The following is a 21724-nucleotide window of genomic DNA, read 5'->3' as shown; positions in this document are numbered from 1 at the left end:
AAGAATACGCTTGGTCGCAGTCCGCATCGCAAATGTCGCAAAAAGCCCAGTTCTTTTTACAAAATAGCCACATAGCTGCTTATCAGGCATAAGCGCTGAACCTTTCTGAAAGGACCCAACCCATGTCGGAAGAAGAAGACGAACTGATCCTGTCCGAACTCGACGATGAAGAACTTGTCTCCCAAATGATGGACGACCTGTACGACGGTCTGCGGGACGAGGTTTGCGAAGGTGTGAACATCCTGCTGGAACGCGGATGGGCCCCCTATCGCGTTCTGACCGAAGCTCTCGTCGGCGGCATGACCATCGTTGGTCGTGACTTCCGTGACGGCATCCTGTTCGTTCCCGAAGTTCTGCTGGCTGCGAACGCTATGAAGGGCGGCATGGCCATCCTGAAACCGCTTCTGGCGGAAACCGGTGCAGAAACTGTGGGCCGGATGGTGATCGGCACGGTTAAAGGCGACATCCACGACATCGGTCAGAACCTTGTGACCATGATGATGGAAGGCGCAGGCTTTGAAGTCATGAACATCGGCATCAACAACCCTGTCGAAAACTTTATCGACGCGGCCAAAGAATTTGACGCCGATATCCTTGGTATGTCCGCCCTGCTGACAACCACCATGCCCTACATGAAAACCGTCATCGACGAGATGAAGGAACAGGGCATCCGTGACGACTATATCGTTCTGGTCGGTGGCGCACCGCTGAACGAAGAATTTGGCAAGGCCATTGGCGCAGACGCCTACTGCCGTGACGCAGCTGTTGCTGTTGAAAAAGCCAAAGAAATGGTCGCACGCCGCCATAATCAGCGGGCCTCCGGTTAATCTTTGCCAAAAGCAGCCGATAGTATGGGTAAGAGCGCGAAAGTCCTTTTCTTTCGCGTTCGAACGCCCATATTAAGGCTGTAAGGGAGAGTCGGATGCCTGTCACATCTTTCACACTGTTGATCTTCAGCGTTCTCTGTGCCGCCGCGATTACGGTCTGGGCGTTCAATTCGTTGGGTGCATTCACGGTCCTTCCCGTATTGCTGGTCCTAGGTCTCCTGGCCCGCTGGGGACTGGGCCACGTCCCTCATGACGACACACGTCCCTGACGATTCCACACTTCGTGACGACGGATTTTCCGCTCAACTGGCGGGATCTGTCCTATTGATTGCTTGCGGCGCTTTGGCCCGCGAAATCCTTGATGTGAAAGATAAAAATGGCTGGGATCATCTGGATCTGACCTGCCTGCCTGCCATTCTTCACAACTCACCAGATCAGATTGTGCCAGCGGTGAAGGCTGCGGTGGAAAAGAACCGTTCTTCATATGACCGGATTTATGTGGTCTACGCCGACTGCGGCACCGGCGGTCTGTTGCAAGCGGCCTGCGATGACCTCGGCGTCGAAATGGTGGCTGGCCCCCATTGCTATAGCTTTTTCGAAGGAAACGATGCCTTTGCCGCGCGGGACGAATTCACAGCATTCTACCTGACCGATTTTCTGGTGCGGCAATTCGATGCGTTCGTCTGGGAGCCTCTTGGCCTAGACCGCCATCCTGAACTGCGAGACATGTATTTCGCCCATTACACCAAGCTGGTCTATCAGGCGCAGATCGACGATCCGGCGCTGACCGCCAAGGCGCAGGACTGTGCCGCGCGGCTCGGGCTGGATTTTGAACGCAGGTTCACCGGCTACGGCGATCTGGAACGGACAATGGCGGATTGGGCTTAAAGCCCGCGTTCGCTCAGCACCTTGGTGACAGGAACCAAGGCCACCTGCCCCGCGCGATCCTGTAGCCCCCACAGCAACAACGCCGAGATCGTATCGGCCTGCAGGCGACCCATCATGATCACCCCGCCTTCCTGACGTGCTTTGAACGCCGCCTGATCAAGGAAACGGCGCTGAACGCGCGGGTCCTGACCGTCACCGTCGAAGTCGCGGAAGACCGAATTGGACGGAACGCCCAGACGTTCAGCCAAGGCCTGCGCCGTGTTCAAACCGTTGGGTTGCAGTACCAACCCATGACCGGACGCACGCAGATATTCCGCCACCTGATCGGACACGGCACGCGATGTCTGAAGACCACCATTGGGCGCTTCCATCACGCCGATGACCTCGGGCAGCGTGACAAGGTTGGCTTCTAGCGTCACTTCGACATCCTGCGGTGTGGCCCCCTCGGGCGCGGACACCAGCGCCATGACTTCAAAGCCTTTCTCGCGGTAGGCCGCCATGCGTTCTTTTGCGTCGGGCGCTGCCGGATCGATTGCAAAAGTCACAGGAAAGGGAAATGAATCTAATGCGTTGGGGCCAAGCGGCCCCTGCCCGTCATCAATCAACAAAATCGCCATGCGCGGCAGGGTTTCGTCAATTTCCACCTCGGCGGCAAACATTTCGACCGGGACCGAGGCAGGTGCCACAACCGCTGTATCAGCGGTTTGGCCAACGGTTGGCAGGCGGCTTGACCGCGCGCTGTCTGTACGATCCAGCAGCGAACCCGCCGGTTTCCCGATCACCGGACCCGATGGATCAAGCGGCGCGATGGCTGCGATCTCGGGTTCCTCTGCAGGCGGAGCAGGCGGTTCGGTATCAATACTGGGTGCGTCAGCTGTCGCGTCAGGTGCTGGCAGCGCCGCTGTTTCGTTGGACGCAGGCGCCACTTCCGTTTCAGGGGCCACAATGTCCGCCGAACCGGCCTCTGGCGCATCCGCCATTTCCGGAGATGCTCCGTCGGTTGCAGGTGAGTTTTCCGGCTCGGCAACAGGCTCTGGCGCAGCGTCAGCGGTGGCTGCATCGGGTGCCGAGGGTGTCTGTGGTATTGTGGGCGCCTCGGATGGCGCAGGCGCGACATCAGCGTTTTCCGTTTCCGACGCGACACCCTGACCGACATCTTGCTGGACTTCGGGCTCGGCCACGTCAGGCGTCGCAATCGGAGCCGCATCAGGCTGCGGCGCATTCAGCGAAGGATCGACGACCGCCACTTCGGGTATATCGGTTTCCACGGCAGGCACTGTCGCATCGGCACCAGGTTCCGCGACCGGCACAACCGGCGTTTCGGTTTCCTGCATCATGTCCTGAGGCGGCGTCGCGTTCGGTTCGCCCAGCACCAAGGAAAGCCCCACCGCGCCAGCGACCGATGTCACCAAGCCCGCTCCAATACCTGTTAGGAAACTCCTTGCCATGGAATTCGCCCCTTTACCTGCTCAAATACCCTCGCCCGCGATTTAGACTTCGCAGATCGCATGGATTAGGCCCCGTGCCCTTGACGCGAACCTGTACCTCGCATCATGTATATAGCGACCAAGGCGGGTGCCGCCAGCCCCGTTGATAGAAATCCGGAAAGACAAACACGTTATGCTGCTTCTTATCGATAATTACGACAGCTTTACCTACAATCTGGTTCATTATCTGGGCGAACTGGGCACCGAAGTTGTCGTGAAACGCAACGACGCGATCAATGTTCAAGAAGCCATGGCCATGAACCCAGCGGGTATTCTGCTGTCGCCCGGTCCGTGCGATCCCGATCAGGCAGGTATTTGCCTTGCTCTGACAAAGGCCGCTGCCGAAACCGAAACGCCGTTGATGGGCGTGTGCCTTGGTCATCAGACCATCGGTCAGGCCTTTGGCGGCAAAGTCGTGCAGCATAGCGAAATCGTGCATGGCAAAATGGGAATCATGCATCACACCGGCAAAGGCGTGTTCAAAGGCCTGCCCAGCCCGTTCGAAGCCACGCGCTACCATTCGCTGGTCGTAGAACGTGAATCGCTGCCCGATTGCCTTGAGATCACAGCCGAGCTGGAAGACGGCACCATCATGGGCCTGTCGCACAAGACGCTGCCCATCCACGGCGTTCAGTTCCACCCTGAATCTATCGCGTCCGAGCACGGTCATAAGCTGCTGCAAAACTTCACCGATCTGATGAAGGTGCCGGCATGAGCGACGCAATCAAACCGCTGATCTTTGCCGCCTCGGAAGGCCCCCTTAGCCGGTCGCAAGCCAATCAGGCGTTCGAAATCCTTTTCGAAGGCGAAGCCACGCCTGCCCAAGTTGGCGGTCTATTGATGGCGATGCGCGCACGCGGTGAATCCGTGTCCGAATATGCCGCAGCCGCCGCGACAATGCGGGCCAAATGCGTTCCGGTCAAAGCCCCCGCAAACGCGATGGATATCGTGGGCACTGGCGGCGACGGTCTGGGCACACTGAACATCTCGACCGCGACTGCGTTCGTTGTGGCTGGCGCAGGCGTTCCTGTTGCCAAGCACGGCAACCGCAACCTGTCGTCCAAATCCGGCGCGGCTGATGCCTTGGGGGCTTTGGGCATCGACGTGATGGTCGGGGCCGAGGTCGTAGAACGTGCGATCGCCGAGGCTGGCATCGGTTTCATGATGGCGCCCATGCACCATCCGGCAATGAAACATGTGATGCCGGTTCGTCAGGAACTGGGCTGCAAAACGATTTTCAACATCCTTGGTCCGCTGACCAACCCTGCTGGTGTAAAGCGCCAGCTGACCGGTGCCTTCGCGCTGGATCTGATCCACCCGATGGCGGAAACGCTGCAGGCTCTGGGGTCCGAGAAAGCATGGCTGGTTCATGGCAGCGACGGCATGGATGAGGTGTCGATCACTGGCACAACGTCAGTCGCCGCGCTGGAAGAAGGCGAAATCCACAGCCGCGAAATCCACCCCGAGGATGCAGGTCTGCCGGTGCACCATATGCGCGATATTCTGGGTGGCACGCCCGAGGAAAACGGCAAAGCCCTGCGCGCGCTTCTGGAAGGTGAAACAGGTGCCTATCGCGATGCGGTTCTGTTCAACTCTGCCGCTGCGCTGGTGGTGGCCGATGTCGCCGCTGACCTCAAAGCAGGCGTGGAAGTCGCTGCAGAAAGCATCGCCAGTGGCAAAGCGCTGAATGCGGCAGAAACACTGGCGCGACTGACGCAGGCGTGATGACAGACCTTCCCAAAGGGTGGGATCACCTGCCCTTTTTCACCACCTATTGGCCGTCGATCCGCGATGCCCTGGCACAGGAAACCTGCACGATCCTGCCGCCGCAGGGTCAGATTTTTGCGGCCCTGAATGCCAATGCGCCTGACGACGTCCGCGTGGTCATTCTGGGACAAGACCCTTATCCGACGCCCGGCCATGCCCATGGGTTTGCGTTTTCCACCGAACCCGATGTCCAGCCCCTGCCCCGATCTCTGGGCAACATCTACAAAGAACTGGATGCCGAATTCGGCGCACGTCCCGCAAACGGCGACCTGCGGTTCTGGGCCCATCAGGGTGTGTTGTTGCTGAACAGCGCGCTGACAGTCCCTGCGGGAGAAGCGGGCGCGCATGCGAAACTCGGCTGGAAACATCTAACCGAAGATGTGCTGACCGCGCTGTCCGATAAACCGCGCGCGTTCATCCTTTGGGGCGGCCACGCGCAAAAATTCCAATCTTGCATCACAGGCCCCGATCATCTGATCCTGGCCTCGGCCCATCCATCGCCCTTGTCGGCCCGACGCGGCTTTTTCGGCTCTCGCCCCTTTTCGCGGGTGAACGAGTGGCTTAAGGCAGGTGGACAGCCTGAAATCGACTGGACAGGATCATGACTGCGACTATTCTGGAAAAGATCAAAGCCTACAAGCTTGAAGAAATTGCTGCCGACAAAGCGGCCAAATCCCTGTCCGATGTCGAAGCCGACGCCAAATCAGCAAGCCCCGTACGCCCCTTTGCCAAGGCGCTGCGCAAGGCAGAGGAAACCGGCTATGGCCTGATTTCCGAGGTGAAGAAAGCCTCGCCCTCCAAGGGCCTGATCCGCGCAGACTTCGATCCGGCCAAATTGGCGAAAGCCTACGAAGACGGCGGCGCGACCTGTTTGTCGGTTCTGACAGACACGCCCAGCTTTCAGGGCGCGAAAGAATTTCTGGTTCAGGCACGTGAAGCCACCAACATGCCCGCCCTGCGCAAGGATTTCATGTACGACACCTATCAAGTCGCCGAAGCCCGCGCGCTTGGGGCTGACTGCATCCTGTTGATCATGGCAAGCCTGTCCGACGCCCAAGCCGCCGAGCTTGAGGCCTGCGCGTTTGAATGGGGAATGGACGTTCTGATCGAGGTGCACGACCGCGAAGAACTGGACCGTGCTCTGCTGCTGAAATCTGAGCTCGTCGGTGTGAACAACCGCAACCTGCACACGTTCGAGACGTCACTGACAACGACCGAAGAGCTGTCCAAGGCCGTACCAAAGGACCGTTTGCTGGTCTCGGAATCCGGTCTATTTACCCCTGACGATCTTGCCCGCATGGCGGCCTGCGGTGCGCGCACCTTCCTGATCGGGGAATCCCTGATGCGGCAAGATGATGTAACTGCGGCCACCCGTGCCCTGCTAGCTGAACCGGTGATGTAATATGGCTGAACTGACCCACTTCGACGCCAAGGGCGATGCCCATATGGTGGATGTTTCGGACAAAGAGCATACCTCGCGGATCGCGACGGCGGAGGGTTGGGTCAAGATGGCGCAAGCCACCTATGAAATCATCACCGAAGGCCGCGCCAAGAAAGGCGATGTGATCAGTGTCGCGCGTCTGGCTGGCATCATGGGCGCTAAGAAAACCCCTGATCTGATCCCTTTGTGTCACCCGCTGCCCATCACAAAGGTTGCGGTTGAACTGACGCCTGACGCGGACCTGCCTGGCATTCGCATTACGGCAACCGTCAAGACAACCGGTCAGACCGGTGTCGAGATGGAAGCGCTGACAGCCGTTTCGACAGCGGCGCTGACGGTCTACGATATGGCCAAGGCCGTCGATAAGGCGATGGAAATCGGCGGTGTGCGCGTTACGCTGAAAGACGGCGGTAAATCGGGCCGTTACGAAGCAAAATGATCTCCGTCAACGAAGCACTGGACCATCTGTTTTCGCTGTCGCAAACCCTGGCGACAGAAACGGTACCTTTGCTTCAGGCCTATGATCGCGTGTTGCGGACCGACTGCGTGTCCACGCGCAACCAGCCCCCCTTTCCAGCCTCTGCCATGGATGGCTATGCCGTTGTGTCCGCCGAAACCGATGACACGCTGACGGTGATTGGCGAAAGCGCGGCGGGACATGCCTTTGGCGGGTCGGTAGCCTCTGGTCAGGCTGTGCGCATCTTCACCGGCGCGCCGGTGCCCGAAGGTGCAACGCGGATCGTCATTCAGGAAGATGTGGATCGAAACGGCGACCAGATCACGATCAAGCCTGATGCCGACACGAAATCCTACATCCGTCCCGCGGGCAACGATTTTGCCGAAGGGTTTGCCCTTAAGGCCCCGATGCGGATCACGCCGAATGATCTGGCGCTGATGGCATCAATGAACTGTCCGGAAGTGACCGTGTCCAAGCGCCCGAAAGTGGCGCTGATTTCCACGGGCGATGAGCTGGTGATGCCCGGCGAAACGCCCGGCCCGGACCAGATCATCGCGTCCAACACCTTTGGTCTGCACGCGATGCTGAGCAAGGCTGGCGCTGATGTTCGACTGCTGCCAATCGCCCGCGACACGATCAATTCACTGCAAACTGTGCTTGGCTTCGTCGAAGATGCTGATCTGGTGATCACCATCGGCGGCGCGTCTGTTGGCGACCACGATCTGGTGGCACAGGCCGCCGAAGGTCTGGGGCTTGAACGTAGTTTTTACAAAGTTGCCATGCGCCCCGGCAAACCATTGATGGCAGGCCGCTTGAACAATGCGATGATGGTTGGCCTTCCCGGCAACCCGGTGTCAGCGATGGTCTGCGGCCGGATTTTCGTTGTGCCTTTGCTGCATGCGATGATGGGCCTGCCCGCTGCACCGGTGGAACGTCAAAAGGGTCTGTTGCTGAACGATATCGGCCAGAACGGCCCACGTGAACACTACATGCGCGCGCATCTGACAGCCGAAGGGCTTCACGTCGCCGATCGTCAGGACAGCGCGTTGTTAAGCGTCCTGAGCGCCTCGAACGCGCTTGCCGTCCGCGCGCCCCACGATCCAGCGCGAAAAGCTGGCGACGTGATCGAGTTCATCACGATCTAACCCAAAGCCTTGCTGACTGTGTCAGTCAGGGCTGACAGCGAAAATGGCTTGGGCAGGAAGGTGACTTTCTCCATGTCCTGTGCCGCGCCCCCGAATGCATCTTCGGCATACCCCGACACGAACACAACGCTGACATCGGGCCGCATCTCACGTGCTTTGCGCACCCAAGTCGGCCCATCCATGCCGGGCATGATCACGTCGGACACAAACAGATCGATGTGCAACGTTCCGTCGGCCAGAGTGTTCAGTGCCGCCTCCGCCGACTCTGCCTCGATCACCGTATAGCCGCGCAGGCGCAACGCACGCGATGCAAATGCGCGCACGGGCGCTTCGTCCTCGACCAACAGGATGACCCCCTGTCCGGCCTTCGTCGGCATTCGCACAGGCTCGGGCATTTCCGCGACAGGGCTGATGGCCGGCCCCGAATGGACAGGAAACAGAATCTGGAACGTCGTGCCCTTGCCCATTTCACTGTTCACAAAGATGTAGCCTCCAGACTGTTTGACGATCCCGTAGACCGTCGACAGGCCCAGCCCCGTACCCTCGCCTGTGCGTTTCGTGGTGTAAAAGGGTTCAAAGATCTTTTGTTGCAGGTCTTCGGGGATGCCCTCGCCTTCATCAATGACTTGCACCAAGACATATTCCCCCGGAGGCACGCTCGCGCGATTGCGCACCAGTGGTTCGTCCAGCACGGTTTTTTCGGTCTCGATAACGATCTTGCCCCCATTCGCCATCGCGTCGCGGGCGTTCACGACAAGGTTCATGAGCACCTGTTCGATCTGGCGGCGGTCTGCGCGGATGGGGGGCAACAGCGGGTCATGCTTCAATTGCAGTGACACCGTTTCCCCAACCAGCCGGTTCAAAAGGTGTGTCAGATCAGACAGGGTATCCCGAAGGTCCAGAACCTCGGGGCGTAGCGTTTGTTTGCGCGAAAATGCCAGCAGCTGCTCGACCAAACCGGCGGCGCGGTTGGCGTTCTGGTGGATCTGGACAAGGTCAGGATAATCCGGCCCGCCCTTATCGTGACGCAACAACATCAGGTCGCAATGTCCTGATATTGCCGTCAAAAGATTATTGAAGTCATGCGCAACGCCACCCGCCAACTGACCAATCGCCTGCATTTTCTGACTTTGCACGAATTGTCGTTCAAGGGTCTTCAACTCTGTCGCGTCATTCAGAAGCGCGATCAGTTTTTCCGTACCCTGATCTTCGATCCGGCTGAGATATACCTGAACAAAGACTTCGCGATCATCCCGTGACACGCGCAAAAATTCGGATTTGTTCAATCCCCGGCCCGCGTAGGCATCCGAAATCCAGTCAGGGATCGACCGCCCGAGACCTTCGAAATAGGCGGCCAGCGGGCCACCCTGAACGTCGCTTTGGTTCAGAAGTTTGCGGGCGCGACTGTTGGCCATTGTGATGATCCCTTCGCGCGAGATCGTCAAAAGGCCGATGGGCAGGCTGTCGCAATCGACCTGCGACATGCAATCGCTGACCTGATGTTCCACCAAGATAAATTCGGTTCGCCCAACTGCGCGGGCGACGCATTTAGTGATAAAGGTCTGCTTTTGCCCATCCTTCGTCGCCAGTTCAACGATTTGTCCGTCGCGGAATGCATTGATCGGTGCGATCTGATCCAGCCTGTGCGCGCGCATCCCGAAAAGTGCGCGCGCTTGGGTGTTCATCGATAAAATGACACCGTGGCGCCCCACCGAGATACTGGGCAAAAACGCACCACCAGAACCTGCTTCGCTGCGCTGGATTTGCCACAACAGATACCTGCGCCCGATTTTGCGCACATGTATTTTAAGCTGCCCGCCGTCCGTCAGAAACTCCTGCGAGGCGGCGCCATTTTCCTTAACGTCTTGAAGAAGTTGCGCAATTGCAGGCAGCGGTTCGATCAGATCATCATCCAAAGCCTGTGCAATCGGTGCATCCAAACAATCGCCGAATTCATCCTGCACAACCTTGTTCTGAAAAACGACAAAGGCGTTTCTGTCCGTCAACAGAACCGGCGATGCGCTTAGTTCCGCCGCGGTTTTGACCGCCAGAAAGATGCCGCGCTGAAACATCCCCTGCACGGCGGCATAAAACGCAAAACAGATAAGACAGATGAAGGCCGCGCCGCCAATCAACAAAAGCAAGCCGTCAATTTGCGGTACGACGACGCTGCCACCGATAGCCAGAACACCGGACAAAAACAGAAGAAGATAAACGCCGCGCAGCTGGGAACTTTCGATATTCTTTGCGGTCGATTTCATCATGTCGTTCAGGCCCACGTTCAGTTCAGTCGAGGCAAATGAACTTCCACCCCAAGATAGAGACCACGTTAGGCTCTATTTTGGCGATATCAACTTATAGTTGCTAATGGGCCGTTAATCTCTGGTAAGGATTGTTACGAAAAAACCATCGCCATCAGTATCCGGCAAATAGAATTCCGACTTCACAACATGCCACTGCGGATTGTCCGCCAGAAAACGGTCAATTTGCTTGGTATTTTCGTCATCCAGAATGGAGCAGGTGGCGTAGGCCAGAAGGCCGCCCTCTGACACCAGTTCAGAAGCGATGCGCAGGATTTCGGCTTGGGTTTCGACAAGGTCCTGCAAATCGTCTGGGCTGAAACGCCATTTGGCTTCTGGCGCTCGACGCCAAGTGCCACTGCCGGAACAGGGCACATCGCAGAAAACCAGATCAAACCAGCCCTCGGCTTTGTTTGCTATTTTGACGGTCGCCCCGGCGCGGGACGCACGGGCCGGAATGTCTTTCATTCTTTGCGAAAAGGCGTCATGCGCGGTGATGCGCGCGTCTGGAAAACGGGCCGCCAGAGCCAGCGATTTGCCGCCCCCGCCTGCACAATAATCCAGTATGTTTTGCGGCTGACGGTCTGGCAACGCATCAACGATGGCCTGACTGGACGCATCCTGAAGCTCGACAAGACCCGACTGATAGGCATCGCTCTGAGCAACCTTGCGCTGGCCCTCTTCCACGGTCAGAGCCGTCGCGCTTTTGGGGTTGGCGCGTGTGACAATGCCCTCGGACAACAGGCGGCTTTGCGCCGCGGAAACGTCACCTTTCAGCGTATTGACCCGCAACGTCACAGGCGCGCGGTCGCGAAGAACCTGCGCAGCATCAGCGGCACGATCCCCAAGGTCAGACTTGAATTTTTCCCAGACCCAATCGGGCAAATCCATTGCCGCAGCATCGGACGGTTGCGTACCGCCCTCCAGCTCTTCTGCGCGCAAGGGATCGGGCGCAAAGCGATTGCCGGTGAAAACTGTTTCCAGCGCCACGCCGTCCTGCCGCAGCAAGCCGATCATGCGGCCCCTGCCCGTTTCAGCGCCGCCCAGCGCGGCGGTGCTGCGCCATTTGCGCAAGGCGCTGAACACCAGGTCACGGATGGCGGCACGGTCCTTTGAACCGGCATAACGGGACCGGCGCGACCAGTTGGTCAGCGCCCGTTCCGCCGGATCGCCATCATTGATCTGATCGAGAATATCGATGGCCGCCTGAACGCGTGCTTCGGGTGTCACGACGGCCTCCGATTTTGCCAGTTAAACGGGCTTAGCCCACGCGGTAGTTGGGGCTTTCACGCGTGATCTGAACGTCGTGCACGTGGCTTTCACGCAGACCCGCGCCCGTGATTTTCACGAACTGACAATTCTGACGCATCTCGTCCACGGTTGCACAGCCGGTATAGCCCATCGCCGCGCGCAGGCCGCCCACCAATTGGTGGATCACCGCACCGGCAGAGCCTTTGTACGGCACCTGACCTTCGATCCCTTCGGGTACCAGTTTGTCGCTGGCGGCATCCTTCTGGAAGTAACGGTCGGCAGAGCCACGCGCCATAGCGCCAAGGCTACCCATACCACGGTAGGCTTTGAACGATCGGCCCTGATACAGGATCACTTCGCCCGGGCTTTCGTCAGTACCGGCAATCATCGAGCCAACCATCGCGCAAGACGCGCCAGCGGCGATTGCTTTGGCAAAGTCGCCCGAGAATTTGATACCGCCGTCAGCAATGACAGGCACATCGCCTGCCGCCTTGGCGCAATCCATGATCGCGGTCAGCTGGGGCACACCCACGCCGGCGACCATACGTGTTGTACAGATCGAACCGGGGCCGATACCCACCTTAACGGCATCCGCACCCGCGTCGATCAGCGCCTTGGTCGCTTCAGCGGTGGCCACGTTGCCGGCAATCACCTGAACTTCGTTCGACAGGGCCTTGGCACGCTTCACCGCTTCGATCACACCAGCCGAGTGGCCGTGCGCCGTATCCACAACAACAATATCGACACCGGCGTCGATCAGCGCCGATGTGCGTTCAAAACCGCTATCGCCAACAGACGACGCCGCCGCAACACGCAAGCGGCCCAGAGAGTCCTTACACGCGGTCGGGTTCAGAACGGCCTGTTCGGTATCTTTCAGCGTCAGCAGGCCGGTCAGCTTACCGTCCTTGTCAGTCACCAACAGTTTTTCGATCCGGCGGGCCTTCATCAGGCTGATGGCTTCCTGACGGTCCGCAGGCTCAACCAGAACGGCCAGATCATTGGTGGTCATCATCACCTTAACCGGCGTGTCATCACGCTCGGCAAAACGCATGTCGCGATTTGTGACGATACCGACGATGCGGTGATTGTCATCAACAACAGGGAAGCCGGTAAATCCGTAGCGGTCACGCAACGCCTTGGCGTCTGCCAGCGTCTGGTCCGCTTTCAGGGTCACGGGGTTATAGACGATCCCGCTTTCAAAGCGTTTCACACGCCGAACTTCGCGTGCCTGCTCTTCTACGTTCAGGTTCTTGTGGACCACCCCGATCCCACCAGCCTGCGCCATGGTGATCGCCATGCGGCTTTCCGTGACTGTATCCATCGCTGAACTCAGCAGCGGGATGTTCATGGTGATGCTACGGGTCACGCGTGTGCGTGTATCTGCTGTCGACGGAAGAACCGAAGAAGCAGCCGGAACAAGAAGTACGTCGTCGAAGGTAAGTGCCTCGCGAATCTCCATAGGTGGACCTTTCCGTGGGAGTCTTCGTTTGACGCGTCCCTATTACATGCAAAGACCGGAAAGGAAAGACAGCAAGCGTGATTTTCATCGTTGTTTCACAAATTCCGACGGTTTGATCCAAACGGATGCGTCACAGGCTTGCCAAATCGCTGATCCGTGACAAAGCTTTGCCCATGACAAACGGATATGACAGCGGTCGCTTGAACCTGCCCTTCACGGGCATCTGCACCTTTGCAAAGAAACCCTATGTCGAAGACTGGGGCAGTCTGGATGCCGATGCCGCCATCCTTGGCGCGCCGTTTGATGCGGGCACGCAATGGCGTTCGGGCGCACGGTTCGGCCCGCGCAGCGTGCGCGAGGCTTCGACGCTATTTTCTTTCGGCCACGACGGGGCTTACGACCACGAAGATGACGCCACCTATCTGGGATCAGATGTGACCATCGTGGATATGGGGGATGCGGACATCATCCATACCGATACCATCCGCAGTCATGCGAATATCGAAAAGGGCGTGCGCGCCGCGTTGGATGCAGGCGCCCTGCCCGTTGTGATCGGCGGGGACCATTCGGTGAATATTCCCTGTATCGAAGCATTTGAGGGTCAGGACCCATTCCACATCCTGCAAATCGATGCGCATCTGGATTTCGTCGATGTGCGCCACGGTGTGACACGCGGGCATGGCAACCCGATGCGACGGGCTGCGGAAAAAGGGTACGTCACCGGTCTGACGCAGGTCGGTATCCGAAACGTCAGCTCGACCGCCCGCGAAGGGTATGAGGCCGCACGTTCCATGGGGTCGGATATCATCTCTGTCCGGCAGGCGCGGGATATGGGCGTTCAGGCGCTGGCCAAACGCATTCCTATGGGCGAACGCCTTTACGTCACCATCGATATCGACGCCTTTTGCCCTTCTATCGCTCCGGGTACGGGAACGCCCAGCCATGGCGGGTTTCTTTACTACGAAGTGCTTGAGCTGCTGCAGGCCGTTGCCAACCAGAATGAAATCGTCGGCATCGATCTGGTCGAGGTCGCGCCGGATTACGACCCCACCGGCAGCACATCGATCCTTGCAGCACAACTATTGATGAACTTTCTGGGCTTCATTTTCCACGCGCGAAAGATGTCCTGAACCCGCTTCCAGTCGGAAGTGACGCAATTTGCCTAATCCGGTCGCAATCGGGGTTCCTTCCTGTGGGAAGACGCCTATGTTGCTCGGCAAATTGGTGCACTGAAAGACCGACGACATGACCAAAGACCCGCTTGTTGTGTTTACGCCATCCGGAAAACGCGGACGTTTTCCCAAAGGAACCCGCGTGCTGGCCGCTGCGCGGTCGCTGGGTGTTGATCTGGATTCTGTGTGCGGCGGACGTGGGATCTGTTCGAAATGCCAGATCACGCCGTCTTATGGCGATTTCCCCAAACACGGCGTGACAGTCGCCAAAGACGCACTGTCGGAATGGAACAGTGTTGAACAACGCTATGACGAAAAACGCGGGTTGAAACCGGGGCGTCGTCTGGGCTGTCAGGCAACTGTGCAAAGCGACATCGTCATCGACGTGCCGCCTGAAAGTCAGGTGCACAAACAGGTGGTGCGCAAGGCGGCCTCGACCCGTCAGATCGAAATGGCCCCGGCAACGCGGCTTTATTATATCGAGGTCGAAGAACCCGATATGCACGTGCCCACAGGTGATCTTGAAAGGATCGAACGGGCGCTGGAAACCGGCTGGGGCATCACCAACGTCAAGATGAACCTATCGGTGCTGTCCAAAATCCAGCGCATCCTGCGCAAAGCGGATTGGAAGATCACTGTCGCCGTGCACAAGCCGCACAACAGCGATCAATCCACCATCATCACCGCCTTCCCCGGTCTGCACGAAAGCGGGCTTTTCGGTTTGGCGATTGATTTGGGATCGACCACCGTTGCCGCCCATCTGACCGATCTGGCGACCGGAGAAGTGATGGCAAGCTCCGGCATCATGAACCCGCAGATCCGCTTCGGTGAAGACCTGATGAGCCGCGTGTCCTATTCCATGATGAACGAAGGCGGCGACAAGGAAATGACGACCGCTGTGCGCGAGGCCATCGATACTCTGGCCCGTGAATTGGCAGATGAGGCCAAGATCGACATCGGTCAGATCATGGAAATGGTCTTTGTCTGTAACCCGGTCATGCACCACCTGCTGCTGGGCATTGATCCGGTTGAGCTGGGTCAGGCCCCCTTTGCTCTGGCGACGTCTGACAGTGTGTCGATCAATGCACAGGAACTGGGCCTGACCGCCTTGCTGCCGAGCGCGCAGATCTATGTGCTGCCGTGCATTGCGGGCCACGTGGGCGCGGATGCGGCGGCCGTGGCTCTGTCGGAAGAACCCGACAAATCAGAAGACCTCGTGTTGATGGTCGATGTGGGCACCAACGCGGAAATACTGCTGGGCAACACGACGCGCGTGTTAGCGTGTTCGTCGCCTACCGGTCCCGCCTTTGAAGGTGCACAGATTTCGTCCGGCCAGCGCGCAGCCCCCGGCGCGATCGAGGCCATTGCGATTGACCCGATCACCAAGGAACCACGTTTCCGCGTGATCGGATGTAATTTGTGGTCGGATCATGAAGGTTTTGCCGAGGCGACCGCCACAACCGGCATCACCGGCATTTGCGGGTCTGGCATCATCGAGGCCGTGGCCGAAATGCGCATGGCCGGTTTGATGGACGCCTCCGGCCTTATCGGATCGGCAGAGCAAACCGGCACGCCACGGTGCCTTCCAGATGGCCGCACCCACGAATACCTGATCTTTGACGGCACCGCCGAAGGTGGACCGCGTATCACGGTGACCCAAGGCGACGTGCGCGCCATCCAGTTGGCAAAGTCTGCGCTCTATGCAGGCGCGCGCCTGTTGATGGACGAGATGGAAGTCGAAACTGTGGACCGCGTCGTTCTGGCTGGGGCCTTTGGCGCACACATATCGCCCAAGCACGCGATGGTGCTGGGCATGATCCCCGATGTGTCGCTTGATAAAGTCACATCGGCAGGCAACGCTGCGGGCACAGGCGCGCGGATCGCGCTTTGTAACGTCGATGCCCGTGCGCGGATCGAAAAGCTGGTACGCGAGATCACCAAAGTGGAAACGGCGATCGAGCCGAAATTCCAGGAACATTTCGTTGCCGCCAACGCGATCCCGCACAAAACCGCGCCTTACCCTGAACTCCAGAAAGTTGTGACGCTGCCTGACGTCGGCTTTGGCGCAAGCAACAGCGGCGACGGCGGCAATCGCAGACGGCGCCGCCGCGGATAACAGAAAAAGCCCCGATTCCGGTCAGAAACACTGCCAGATTCGGGGCTTTTCTTTGGAAAATTTCACGCAACTCGACATAATGCGCAATTTTCAGAAAGAAAATGCACCCCTCAGGTAACTTTTCTTCACCAAATGCGGTTGACGCCCCTATCCCACCGACATAATGTCCCCCGCGTAATAGGAGCCCCCAAAATGAAGACCAGCATTGTACTAGTCGTGGGAAAATGGCGCATGGGCCGGTAACGGACACCATAACGGTACCCCATGCGCCCTCGAGAAATCGGGGGCTTTTTTATTGCGCAGATGTAACGCCGTAGACGGAGCAAGATGATGACCAAGGCGATGACCGGAGCGAAAATGGTAGTTCAAGCACTGAAGGATCAGGGCGTGGACACAGTGTTCGGCTACCCCGGTGGCGCGGTGCTACCGATTTACGATGAGATTTTTCAGCAAGCTGACATCCAGCACATCCTTGTGCGTCACGAACAGGCCGCCGTTCACGCGGCCGAGGGCTATGCCCGTTCCACCGGCAAACCCGGTGTTGTTCTGGTCACCTCCGGCCCCGGCGCGACAAACGCCGTTACCGGCCTGACCGACGCGCTGATGGACTCGATCCCGCTGGTTGTTCTGACCGGTCAGGTTCCGACATTCATGATCGGCTCGGACGCGTTCCAAGAGGCGGACACTGTTGGCATCACCCGCCCCTGCACCAAGCATAACTGGCTGGTTAAGGAAACCGACGTACTGGCAGAAACCATCCACGAGGCCTTCCACGTGGCCACATCCGGCCGCCCCGGGCCTGTTCTGATCGACATCCCCAAAGACGTTCAGTTTGCCAGCGGCAAATACACAACCAAGCAGCAAACCCGCACAAGCCATTACGAGCCGAAGGTCAAAGGTGACATGGAAATGATCACCAAGCTGGTTGAAGCGCTGGAAGGTGCCGAACGCCCTGTGTTCTACACTGGCGGCGGCGTCATCAACTCTGGCCCCGCAGCCAGCCAGCTTCTGCGCGAACTGGTTGATGCAACAGGCATTCCGATCACCTCGACCCTGATGGGGCTGGGCAGCTACCCCGCATCTGGCCGTAACTGGCTGGGTATGCTTGGCATGCACGGCCTGTACGAGGCGAACCTTGCGATGCACGGCTGTGACCTGATGATCAACGTCGGCGCCCGTTTCGATGACCGGATCACCGGCCGCATCGACGCGTTCTCGCCCCGTTCGAAAAAGGCGCACATCGATATCGATCCGTCCTCGATCAACAAGGTCATCCACGTTGATATGCCGATCATCGGTGACGTTGCCCATGTTCTGGAAGACGTCCTGAAGGTTTGGAAAGCCCGTGGCCGAAAGGTCAACAAGGAAGGCCTCCAGCGCTGGTGGGCACAGATCGAAGAGTGGAAAAAGGTCGACTGCCTGAAGTTCGAACAGAAAGAAGGCAACATCCGCCCGCAGCACGCGCTTGCGCGTCTGGAAGAACTGACCAAAGGCCGCGACCGCTATATCGCGACCGAAGTTGGCCAGCACCAGATGTGGGCCGCACAGTACCTTGGCTTTGAAGATCCGAACCGCTGGATGACCTCCGGTGGTCTGGGCACCATGGGCTATGGCTTCCCCGCCACCATCGGTATTCAGGTTGCCCACCCCGAGTCACTGGTTATCAACGTGGCTGGTGAAGCGTCGTGGCTGATGAACATGCAGGAAATGGGCACAGCGATCCAGTATCGCCTGCCGGTGAAACAGTTCATCCTGAACAACGAACGTCTGGGCATGGTGCGCCAGTGGCAGCAGTTGCTGCACGGCGAACGCTATTCGCATTCGTGGTCGGAAGCGCTGCCTGATTTTGTGAAGCTGGCAGAAGCCTTTGGTGCGAAAGGCATCCATTGTGATGACGTGAAGGATCTGGATGACGCGATCATGGAAATGATCAACTACGATGGTCCGGTTATCTTCGACTGCCTCGTTGAAAAGCACGAAAACTGCTTCCCGATGATCCCCTCGGGCGAGCCGCACAACAAAATGCTGCTGGGCGACGCCGCGGCCACAGACGCCATCAAGGGCAAAGGCGCGGTGCTGGTTTAACACCGGCACCCTGCCCCGCCTTGGCCTGAAAGATAGAATACGGAAACCGCAAATGTCCCCACTAAACATCAAAAAAGGCTCGACCAAACATTCGGCCTATAACCTACGATCCACGTTTGACGACAATCTGGAAACGCACACGCTTGCCGTTATCGTCGACAACGAACCCGGCGTTCTGGCTCGCGTCATCGGTTTGTTTTCCGGTCGTGGGTATAACATTGACAGCTTGACCGTGGCCGAAATCGACCACCAAGGTCATCATTCGCGCATCACCATCGTTACAACAGGCACACCGCAGATCATCGAGCAGATCAAAGCACAGCTGGGCCGGATCGTTCCGGTTCACGACGTACACGACCTGACCGTCGAAGGCGGCTCGGTCGAACGTGAACTGGCGCTGCTGAAAGTGGCTGGCACAGGCGAGAAGCGTGTTGAAGCGCTGCGTCTGGCCGACATCTTCCGTGCGCAAGTGGTTGATAGCACGTTGGAAAGTTTTGTGTTCCAGATCACCGGCACGCCTGAAAAGGTAGATGCTTTCGCAGATCTGATGCGCCCGCTTGGCCTGTCCGAGATCGCGCGCACCGGTGTCGCGGCACTTGCCCGCGGCGAATAAGCCTGACCACAAGATCCAAAGCGGCCACCTTTGACAAAAAGGTGGCCGTTTTTGTTTCTGCTGTTCTGAGTACCGCCACAAAAGCCAAGAGCGCCCGAAAGGACGCTCTTGTTTGATTTGGTGATCAGTTGCTTAGGCTGGAATAAGCTCTCTCTCAGGCCGCGCCTTTGTCGGGAAGGTCACGATATTGTCCGTCCTGCGCTTTGACCTTACGCGGCTAGGTTCAACCTGATTGACGTTCTCTGTGCTCAGGCTGGATGCAAGGTTGGAATGCGACCCGCTTTCGACGCGCTGGGGATTATCAACCATGCGCAAGCTCTGCTCTAATCGCAGATCAAATTGGATCAGATCGCCCGGATCCAAAGTGACGCCATCAAGCGCGCTGGCACAATCTTTGGTATAGTAGGCAAGATCACCTTGATCTTCACACCATATGATCGCTTTACGCTGATCCGCATTGGACCAAATAACAACACCATACATATTTCTAGCGACCATGAGCGACCCCTCTCTCATTTATCGGATTTAGACCAGCTTCGGGGAACATTTCCGAACGATCCATCCACAACCTGCGAACGAACTCTTGCTTTTTGTGTCTACGCAATACAGATTAAGACGCGAACTAGTGTCACCTCTGACGCTAATTAGCGTCATTTCGGGGCTCGCATGTAAATCATGCGCAAAATCTAGGACTTACACGGTTAATCAGTACGTATGACGGACCAGTTACCAAACGCTAAAGCGGCGTCGCTCACGCCATCCGAACTCCGCGAGGTTTTTGGGTCAAATCTTAGGAAATTATCCCAAGCATCTGTCTCGATATCACAACTTTGCCGCGATTTAGGAATCAACAGGACCCAGTTCAATCGCTACCTGTCCGGTGAAAGTTTCCCGCGGCCAGACGTGCTGCACCGCATCTGTGACTTCTTCGGCGTCGACGCCCGCATCCTACTGGAACCTGTAGAAACCCTTGCTACAGGCAAACAAGCATCCACGCTTTTCGGCCACGAAGAGCTGGCGAGTTTTCTGGGCAACACGGCCCTGCAGCCCGACGAACACACCTTTCCATCGGGCTTTTACCGCTTTTCGCGGCCCAGCTTTATGGAAGAAGGACGTTTCTTTCAGGGCCTCGTGTCAGTCTACCGTCGTGATGGCCTGACCTTCATGCGTGGGCATGAAGCGAAAGACGCGATGCGCCAACAGGGCCTGCCTTGTGATCCGAAAACACGCGAATTCCGCGGATTTGTGATGCAACAGATGGGTGGCATCGCAACGCTGATCAGCCGGAAAAACACGCAAACCACAAGCTTCAACTTTCTTGCGCGCATTCCGGCGTTCGAAAGCAACTATTGGCTGGGATTTACAGTACGTACCGTGCCCGAAGGCGAAGCAGGCCGCCGCGTCGCGCGTCAGGTCTATCAGTACTTGGGCCGCGAAACAGGCCCGGTGCTTGAGGCAGCACGCGCATCCGGCATTTGCAATGTCGAAGACCTGCCACCATTCCACCGTGCCCAGCTAAGGCTGAGCACGCCGTTTACCTGATACGAAGTTTTATTCCGCCTGCGCGTCTGCGCGGCTCTTGCCAGACACTTTCATGGCAAGTGTCGCGGCCATGAATTTATCCAGATCGCCATCCAGAACACCCTTGGTGTCCGATGTCTCAACCTGCGTCCGCAGGTCTTTGACCATCTGATAGGGCTGAAGAACGTAAGAACGGATCTGGTTGCCCCACCCTGCATCACCCTTGTTTTCATGGGCTTCGTTGATGGCTGCGTTCCGCTTGTCCAGTTCCAACTGATACAGACGCGATTTCAGGGCCTTCATGGCGATGTCGCGGTTCTGGTGCTGTGATTTCTCGGACGAGGTCACAACGATCCCTGTGGGCGCGTGCGTGATCCGCACGGCCGAGTCTGTTGTGTTGACGTGCTGACCACCGGCACCGGACGAACGGTAGGTATCGATGCGGATATCTGCGGGGTTCACTTCAATCTCGATGTTGTCGTCAACAACAGGATACACCCAAACCGAGCTAAACGACGTGTGCCGCTTGGCCGCCGAGTCGTAAGGCGAGATACGGACAAGACGGTGCACACCGGATTCAGATTTCAGCCAACCATAGGCGTTGGGACCCGAAATTTTGTATGCGGCGGATTTGATACCCGCCTCTTCGCCCGCGCTTTCGGACTGCAGTTCAACCGTGTAGCCCTTCTTCTCGGCCCAGCGAACATACATCCGCGCCAGCATGCTGGCCCAGTCACAGCTTTCGGTGCCGCCCGCGCCTGCGTTGATCTCAAGGAAGGTGTCGTTGCCGTCCGCTTCGCCATCCAGCAGTGCTTCCAGCTCTTTGGTGGCGGCAGTTTCCGCCAAAGCCTTTAGCGCTGCTTCGGCTTCGGCCACGACTTCATCATCTTCTTCCATCTCGCCTAGTTCGATCAGCTCGATGTTATCGGACAGTTCCTGCTTGATCGTGTCATAGGTTTCGATCGCATCGACCAGCATCTGTCGTTCGCGCATGAGTTTCTGCGCGGCATCTGGATCGTTCCAAAGATCAGGATCCTCGGTGCGCGCGTTGAACTCCTCAAGACGGTACGGAGCCGTTTCAAGGTTCAGACGCTGACCAAGAAGGTCCAGCGATTTCTGGATTTTTTCGACAGTATTTTGGGCGTCGGCACGCATGCTCGGACCTTCGGTATTTTTATGGGTTCGCGAGGTGATA

At 57.9% G+C, this 21724-nt stretch carries 19 protein-coding genes; 13 read left to right on the top strand and 6 right to left on the bottom strand.

The features are described 5' to 3' along the window. The first annotated feature begins 122 nt into the window (after positions 1 to 122). Both C4S59_RS05865 and C4S59_RS05860 read left to right on the top strand, forming a co-directional pair. Entirely contained in the window at positions 123 to 827 is a 705-nt protein-coding gene (locus C4S59_RS05865; RefSeq protein WP_103909562.1) for a corrinoid protein, read from the top strand. Between the two features lie 249 nt (positions 828 to 1076). Then, entirely contained in the window at positions 1077 to 1715 is a 639-nt protein-coding gene (locus tag C4S59_RS05860) for a DUF1638 domain-containing protein (RefSeq protein ID WP_103909561.1), read from the top strand. Here the strand turns inward: C4S59_RS05860 and C4S59_RS05855 are convergent. After that, complete coding sequence (locus C4S59_RS05855) at positions 1712 to 3163, bottom strand: divergent polysaccharide deacetylase family protein (protein WP_103909560.1); 1452 nt, start codon at positions 3161 to 3163, stop codon at positions 1712 to 1714. The two genes, C4S59_RS05860 and C4S59_RS05855, sit on opposite strands and share 4 nt — an antisense overlap. Positions 3164 to 3335: 172 nt before the next feature. Between C4S59_RS05855 and C4S59_RS05850 the strand changes: the two genes are divergently transcribed. The 6 genes from C4S59_RS05850 to C4S59_RS05825 are packed head-to-tail and all read left to right on the top strand — an operon-like array spanning position 3336 to position 8012. After that, positions 3336 to 3917 (top strand): anthranilate synthase component II, encoded by a 582-nt coding sequence (locus tag C4S59_RS05850; RefSeq protein ID WP_103909559.1) that lies wholly within the window; start codon positions 3336 to 3338, stop codon positions 3915 to 3917. After that, a complete protein-coding gene (gene trpD / locus C4S59_RS05845) occupies positions 3914 to 4927 on the top strand; it encodes an anthranilate phosphoribosyltransferase (RefSeq protein WP_103909558.1) in 1014 nt (337 codons plus the stop codon). The genes C4S59_RS05850 and trpD overlap by 4 nt, the downstream gene beginning before the upstream one ends. Continuing rightward, positions 4927 to 5574: a uracil-DNA glycosylase gene (locus tag C4S59_RS05840; RefSeq protein WP_103909557.1), complete on the top strand. Its 648-nt coding sequence runs from the start codon at positions 4927 to 4929 to the stop codon at positions 5572 to 5574. Before trpD ends, C4S59_RS05840 begins: the two co-directional genes overlap by 1 nt. Then, positions 5571 to 6371, top strand: a complete 801-nt coding sequence (trpC, locus tag C4S59_RS05835; RefSeq protein ID WP_103909556.1) for an indole-3-glycerol phosphate synthase TrpC — start codon at positions 5571 to 5573, stop codon at positions 6369 to 6371. Before C4S59_RS05840 ends, trpC begins: the two co-directional genes overlap by 4 nt. Before the next feature lies 1 nt (position 6372). After that, positions 6373 to 6849, top strand: a complete 477-nt coding sequence (gene moaC, locus C4S59_RS05830) for a cyclic pyranopterin monophosphate synthase MoaC (RefSeq protein WP_103909555.1) — start codon at positions 6373 to 6375, stop codon at positions 6847 to 6849. Further along, positions 6846 to 8012 carry a molybdopterin molybdotransferase MoeA gene (locus C4S59_RS05825; RefSeq protein WP_103909554.1) on the top strand — a complete coding sequence of 389 codons (1167 nt, stop codon included), beginning with the start codon at positions 6846 to 6848 and terminating at the stop codon, positions 8010 to 8012. Before moaC ends, C4S59_RS05825 begins: the two co-directional genes overlap by 4 nt. On the opposite strand, the gene C4S59_RS05820 is transcribed toward C4S59_RS05825, so the two are convergent. The 3 genes from C4S59_RS05820 to guaB all read right to left on the bottom strand — a co-directional run bounded on the left by C4S59_RS05820 (position 8009) and on the right by guaB (position 13022). Then, a complete protein-coding gene (locus C4S59_RS05820) occupies positions 8009 to 10276 on the bottom strand; it encodes a hybrid sensor histidine kinase/response regulator (protein ID WP_234994693.1) in 2268 nt (755 codons plus the stop codon). The genes C4S59_RS05825 and C4S59_RS05820 overlap by 4 nt on opposite strands. A gap of 111 nt (positions 10277 to 10387) precedes the next feature. Further along, the gene (locus tag C4S59_RS05815; protein ID WP_103909553.1) at positions 10388 to 11542 is read right to left on the bottom strand and encodes an RsmB/NOP family class I SAM-dependent RNA methyltransferase; all 1155 of its coding nucleotides are present in this window, start codon (positions 11540 to 11542) and stop codon (positions 10388 to 10390) included. A gap of 31 nt (positions 11543 to 11573) precedes the next feature. Next, on the bottom strand, positions 11574 to 13022 hold the full coding sequence (gene guaB, locus C4S59_RS05810; RefSeq protein ID WP_103909552.1) for an IMP dehydrogenase: 1449 nt from the start codon (positions 13020 to 13022) through the stop codon (positions 11574 to 11576). Between the two features lie 173 nt (positions 13023 to 13195). Between guaB and C4S59_RS05805 the strand changes: the two genes are divergently transcribed. The 4 genes from C4S59_RS05805 to ilvN all read left to right on the top strand — a co-directional run bounded on the left by C4S59_RS05805 (position 13196) and on the right by ilvN (position 19008). Beyond that, positions 13196 to 14152, top strand: coding sequence for an agmatinase (locus C4S59_RS05805; RefSeq protein ID WP_103910285.1), 957 nt, complete (start codon positions 13196 to 13198; stop codon positions 14150 to 14152). A gap of 115 nt (positions 14153 to 14267) precedes the next feature. Continuing rightward, positions 14268 to 16310 (top strand): ASKHA domain-containing protein, encoded by a 2043-nt coding sequence (locus C4S59_RS05800; protein WP_103909551.1) that lies wholly within the window; start codon positions 14268 to 14270, stop codon positions 16308 to 16310. 330 nt (positions 16311 to 16640) lie between these two features. Continuing rightward, on the top strand, positions 16641 to 18395 hold the full coding sequence (locus C4S59_RS05795; RefSeq protein ID WP_103910284.1) for an acetolactate synthase 3 large subunit: 1755 nt from the start codon (positions 16641 to 16643) through the stop codon (positions 18393 to 18395). Positions 18396 to 18447: 52 nt separating this feature from the next. Beyond that, the gene (gene ilvN / locus C4S59_RS05790; RefSeq protein ID WP_103909550.1) at positions 18448 to 19008 is read left to right on the top strand and encodes an acetolactate synthase small subunit; all 561 of its coding nucleotides are present in this window, start codon (positions 18448 to 18450) and stop codon (positions 19006 to 19008) included. A gap of 132 nt (positions 19009 to 19140) precedes the next feature. Here the strand turns inward: ilvN and C4S59_RS05785 are convergent, their stop codons facing one another. Beyond that, positions 19141 to 19506, bottom strand: a complete 366-nt coding sequence (locus tag C4S59_RS05785) for a hypothetical protein (RefSeq protein WP_146064511.1) — start codon at positions 19504 to 19506, stop codon at positions 19141 to 19143. Between the two features lie 216 nt (positions 19507 to 19722). Here C4S59_RS05785 and C4S59_RS05780 point away from each other — a divergent pair, with 216 nt between their 5' ends. Further along, the gene (locus tag C4S59_RS05780; protein ID WP_103909548.1) at positions 19723 to 20550 is read left to right on the top strand and encodes a helix-turn-helix domain-containing protein; all 828 of its coding nucleotides are present in this window, start codon (positions 19723 to 19725) and stop codon (positions 20548 to 20550) included. Positions 20551 to 20559: 9 nt separating this feature from the next. Here the strand turns inward: C4S59_RS05780 and prfB are convergent, their stop codons facing one another. Next, a complete protein-coding gene (gene prfB, locus C4S59_RS05775; protein ID WP_103909547.1) occupies positions 20560 to 21684 on the bottom strand; it encodes a peptide chain release factor 2 in 1125 nt (374 codons plus the stop codon). Positions 21685 to 21724 lie beyond the last annotated feature (40 nt).

Origin of the sequence: Thalassococcus halodurans (assembly GCF_900108225.1) — a bacterium.
Lineage (GTDB): Bacteria > Pseudomonadota > Alphaproteobacteria > Rhodobacterales > Rhodobacteraceae > Thalassococcus > Thalassococcus halodurans.
The sequence above is the reverse complement of the archived record's forward strand: the minus strand, read 5'-3'. Positions and strand labels throughout refer to the sequence as shown.

Coding starts and splice junctions, on each gene's coding strand:
- C4S59_RS05865 (WP_103909562.1), top strand. CDS start 123: ATGTCGGAAGAAGAAGACGAACTGATCCTGTCCGAACTCGACGATGAA.
- C4S59_RS05860 (WP_103909561.1), top strand. CDS start 1,077: ATGACGACACACGTCCCTGACGATTCCACACTTCGTGACGACGGATTT.
- C4S59_RS05855 (WP_103909560.1), bottom strand. CDS start 3,163: ATGGCAAGGAGTTTCCTAACAGGTATTGGAGCGGGCTTGGTGACATCG.
- C4S59_RS05850 (WP_103909559.1), top strand. CDS start 3,336: ATGCTGCTTCTTATCGATAATTACGACAGCTTTACCTACAATCTGGTT.
- trpD (WP_103909558.1), top strand. CDS start 3,914: ATGAGCGACGCAATCAAACCGCTGATCTTTGCCGCCTCGGAAGGCCCC.
- C4S59_RS05840 (WP_103909557.1), top strand. CDS start 4,927: ATGACAGACCTTCCCAAAGGGTGGGATCACCTGCCCTTTTTCACCACC.
- trpC (WP_103909556.1), top strand. CDS start 5,571: ATGACTGCGACTATTCTGGAAAAGATCAAAGCCTACAAGCTTGAAGAA.
- moaC (WP_103909555.1), top strand. CDS start 6,373: ATGGCTGAACTGACCCACTTCGACGCCAAGGGCGATGCCCATATGGTG.
- C4S59_RS05825 (WP_103909554.1), top strand. CDS start 6,846: ATGATCTCCGTCAACGAAGCACTGGACCATCTGTTTTCGCTGTCGCAA.
- C4S59_RS05820 (WP_234994693.1), bottom strand. CDS start 10,276: ATGATGAAATCGACCGCAAAGAATATCGAAAGTTCCCAGCTGCGCGGC.
- guaB (WP_103909552.1), bottom strand. CDS start 13,022: ATGGAGATTCGCGAGGCACTTACCTTCGACGACGTACTTCTTGTTCCG.
- C4S59_RS05805 (WP_103910285.1), top strand. CDS start 13,196: ATGACAAACGGATATGACAGCGGTCGCTTGAACCTGCCCTTCACGGGC.
- C4S59_RS05800 (WP_103909551.1), top strand. CDS start 14,268: ATGACCAAAGACCCGCTTGTTGTGTTTACGCCATCCGGAAAACGCGGA.
- C4S59_RS05795 (WP_103910284.1), top strand. CDS start 16,641: ATGACCAAGGCGATGACCGGAGCGAAAATGGTAGTTCAAGCACTGAAG.
- ilvN (WP_103909550.1), top strand. CDS start 18,448: ATGTCCCCACTAAACATCAAAAAAGGCTCGACCAAACATTCGGCCTAT.
- C4S59_RS05785 (WP_146064511.1), bottom strand. CDS start 19,506: ATGGTCGCTAGAAATATGTATGGTGTTGTTATTTGGTCCAATGCGGAT.
- C4S59_RS05780 (WP_103909548.1), top strand. CDS start 19,723: ATGACGGACCAGTTACCAAACGCTAAAGCGGCGTCGCTCACGCCATCC.
- prfB (WP_103909547.1), bottom strand. CDS start 21,684: ATGCGTGCCGACGCCCAAAATACTGTCGAAAAAATCCAGAAATCGCTG.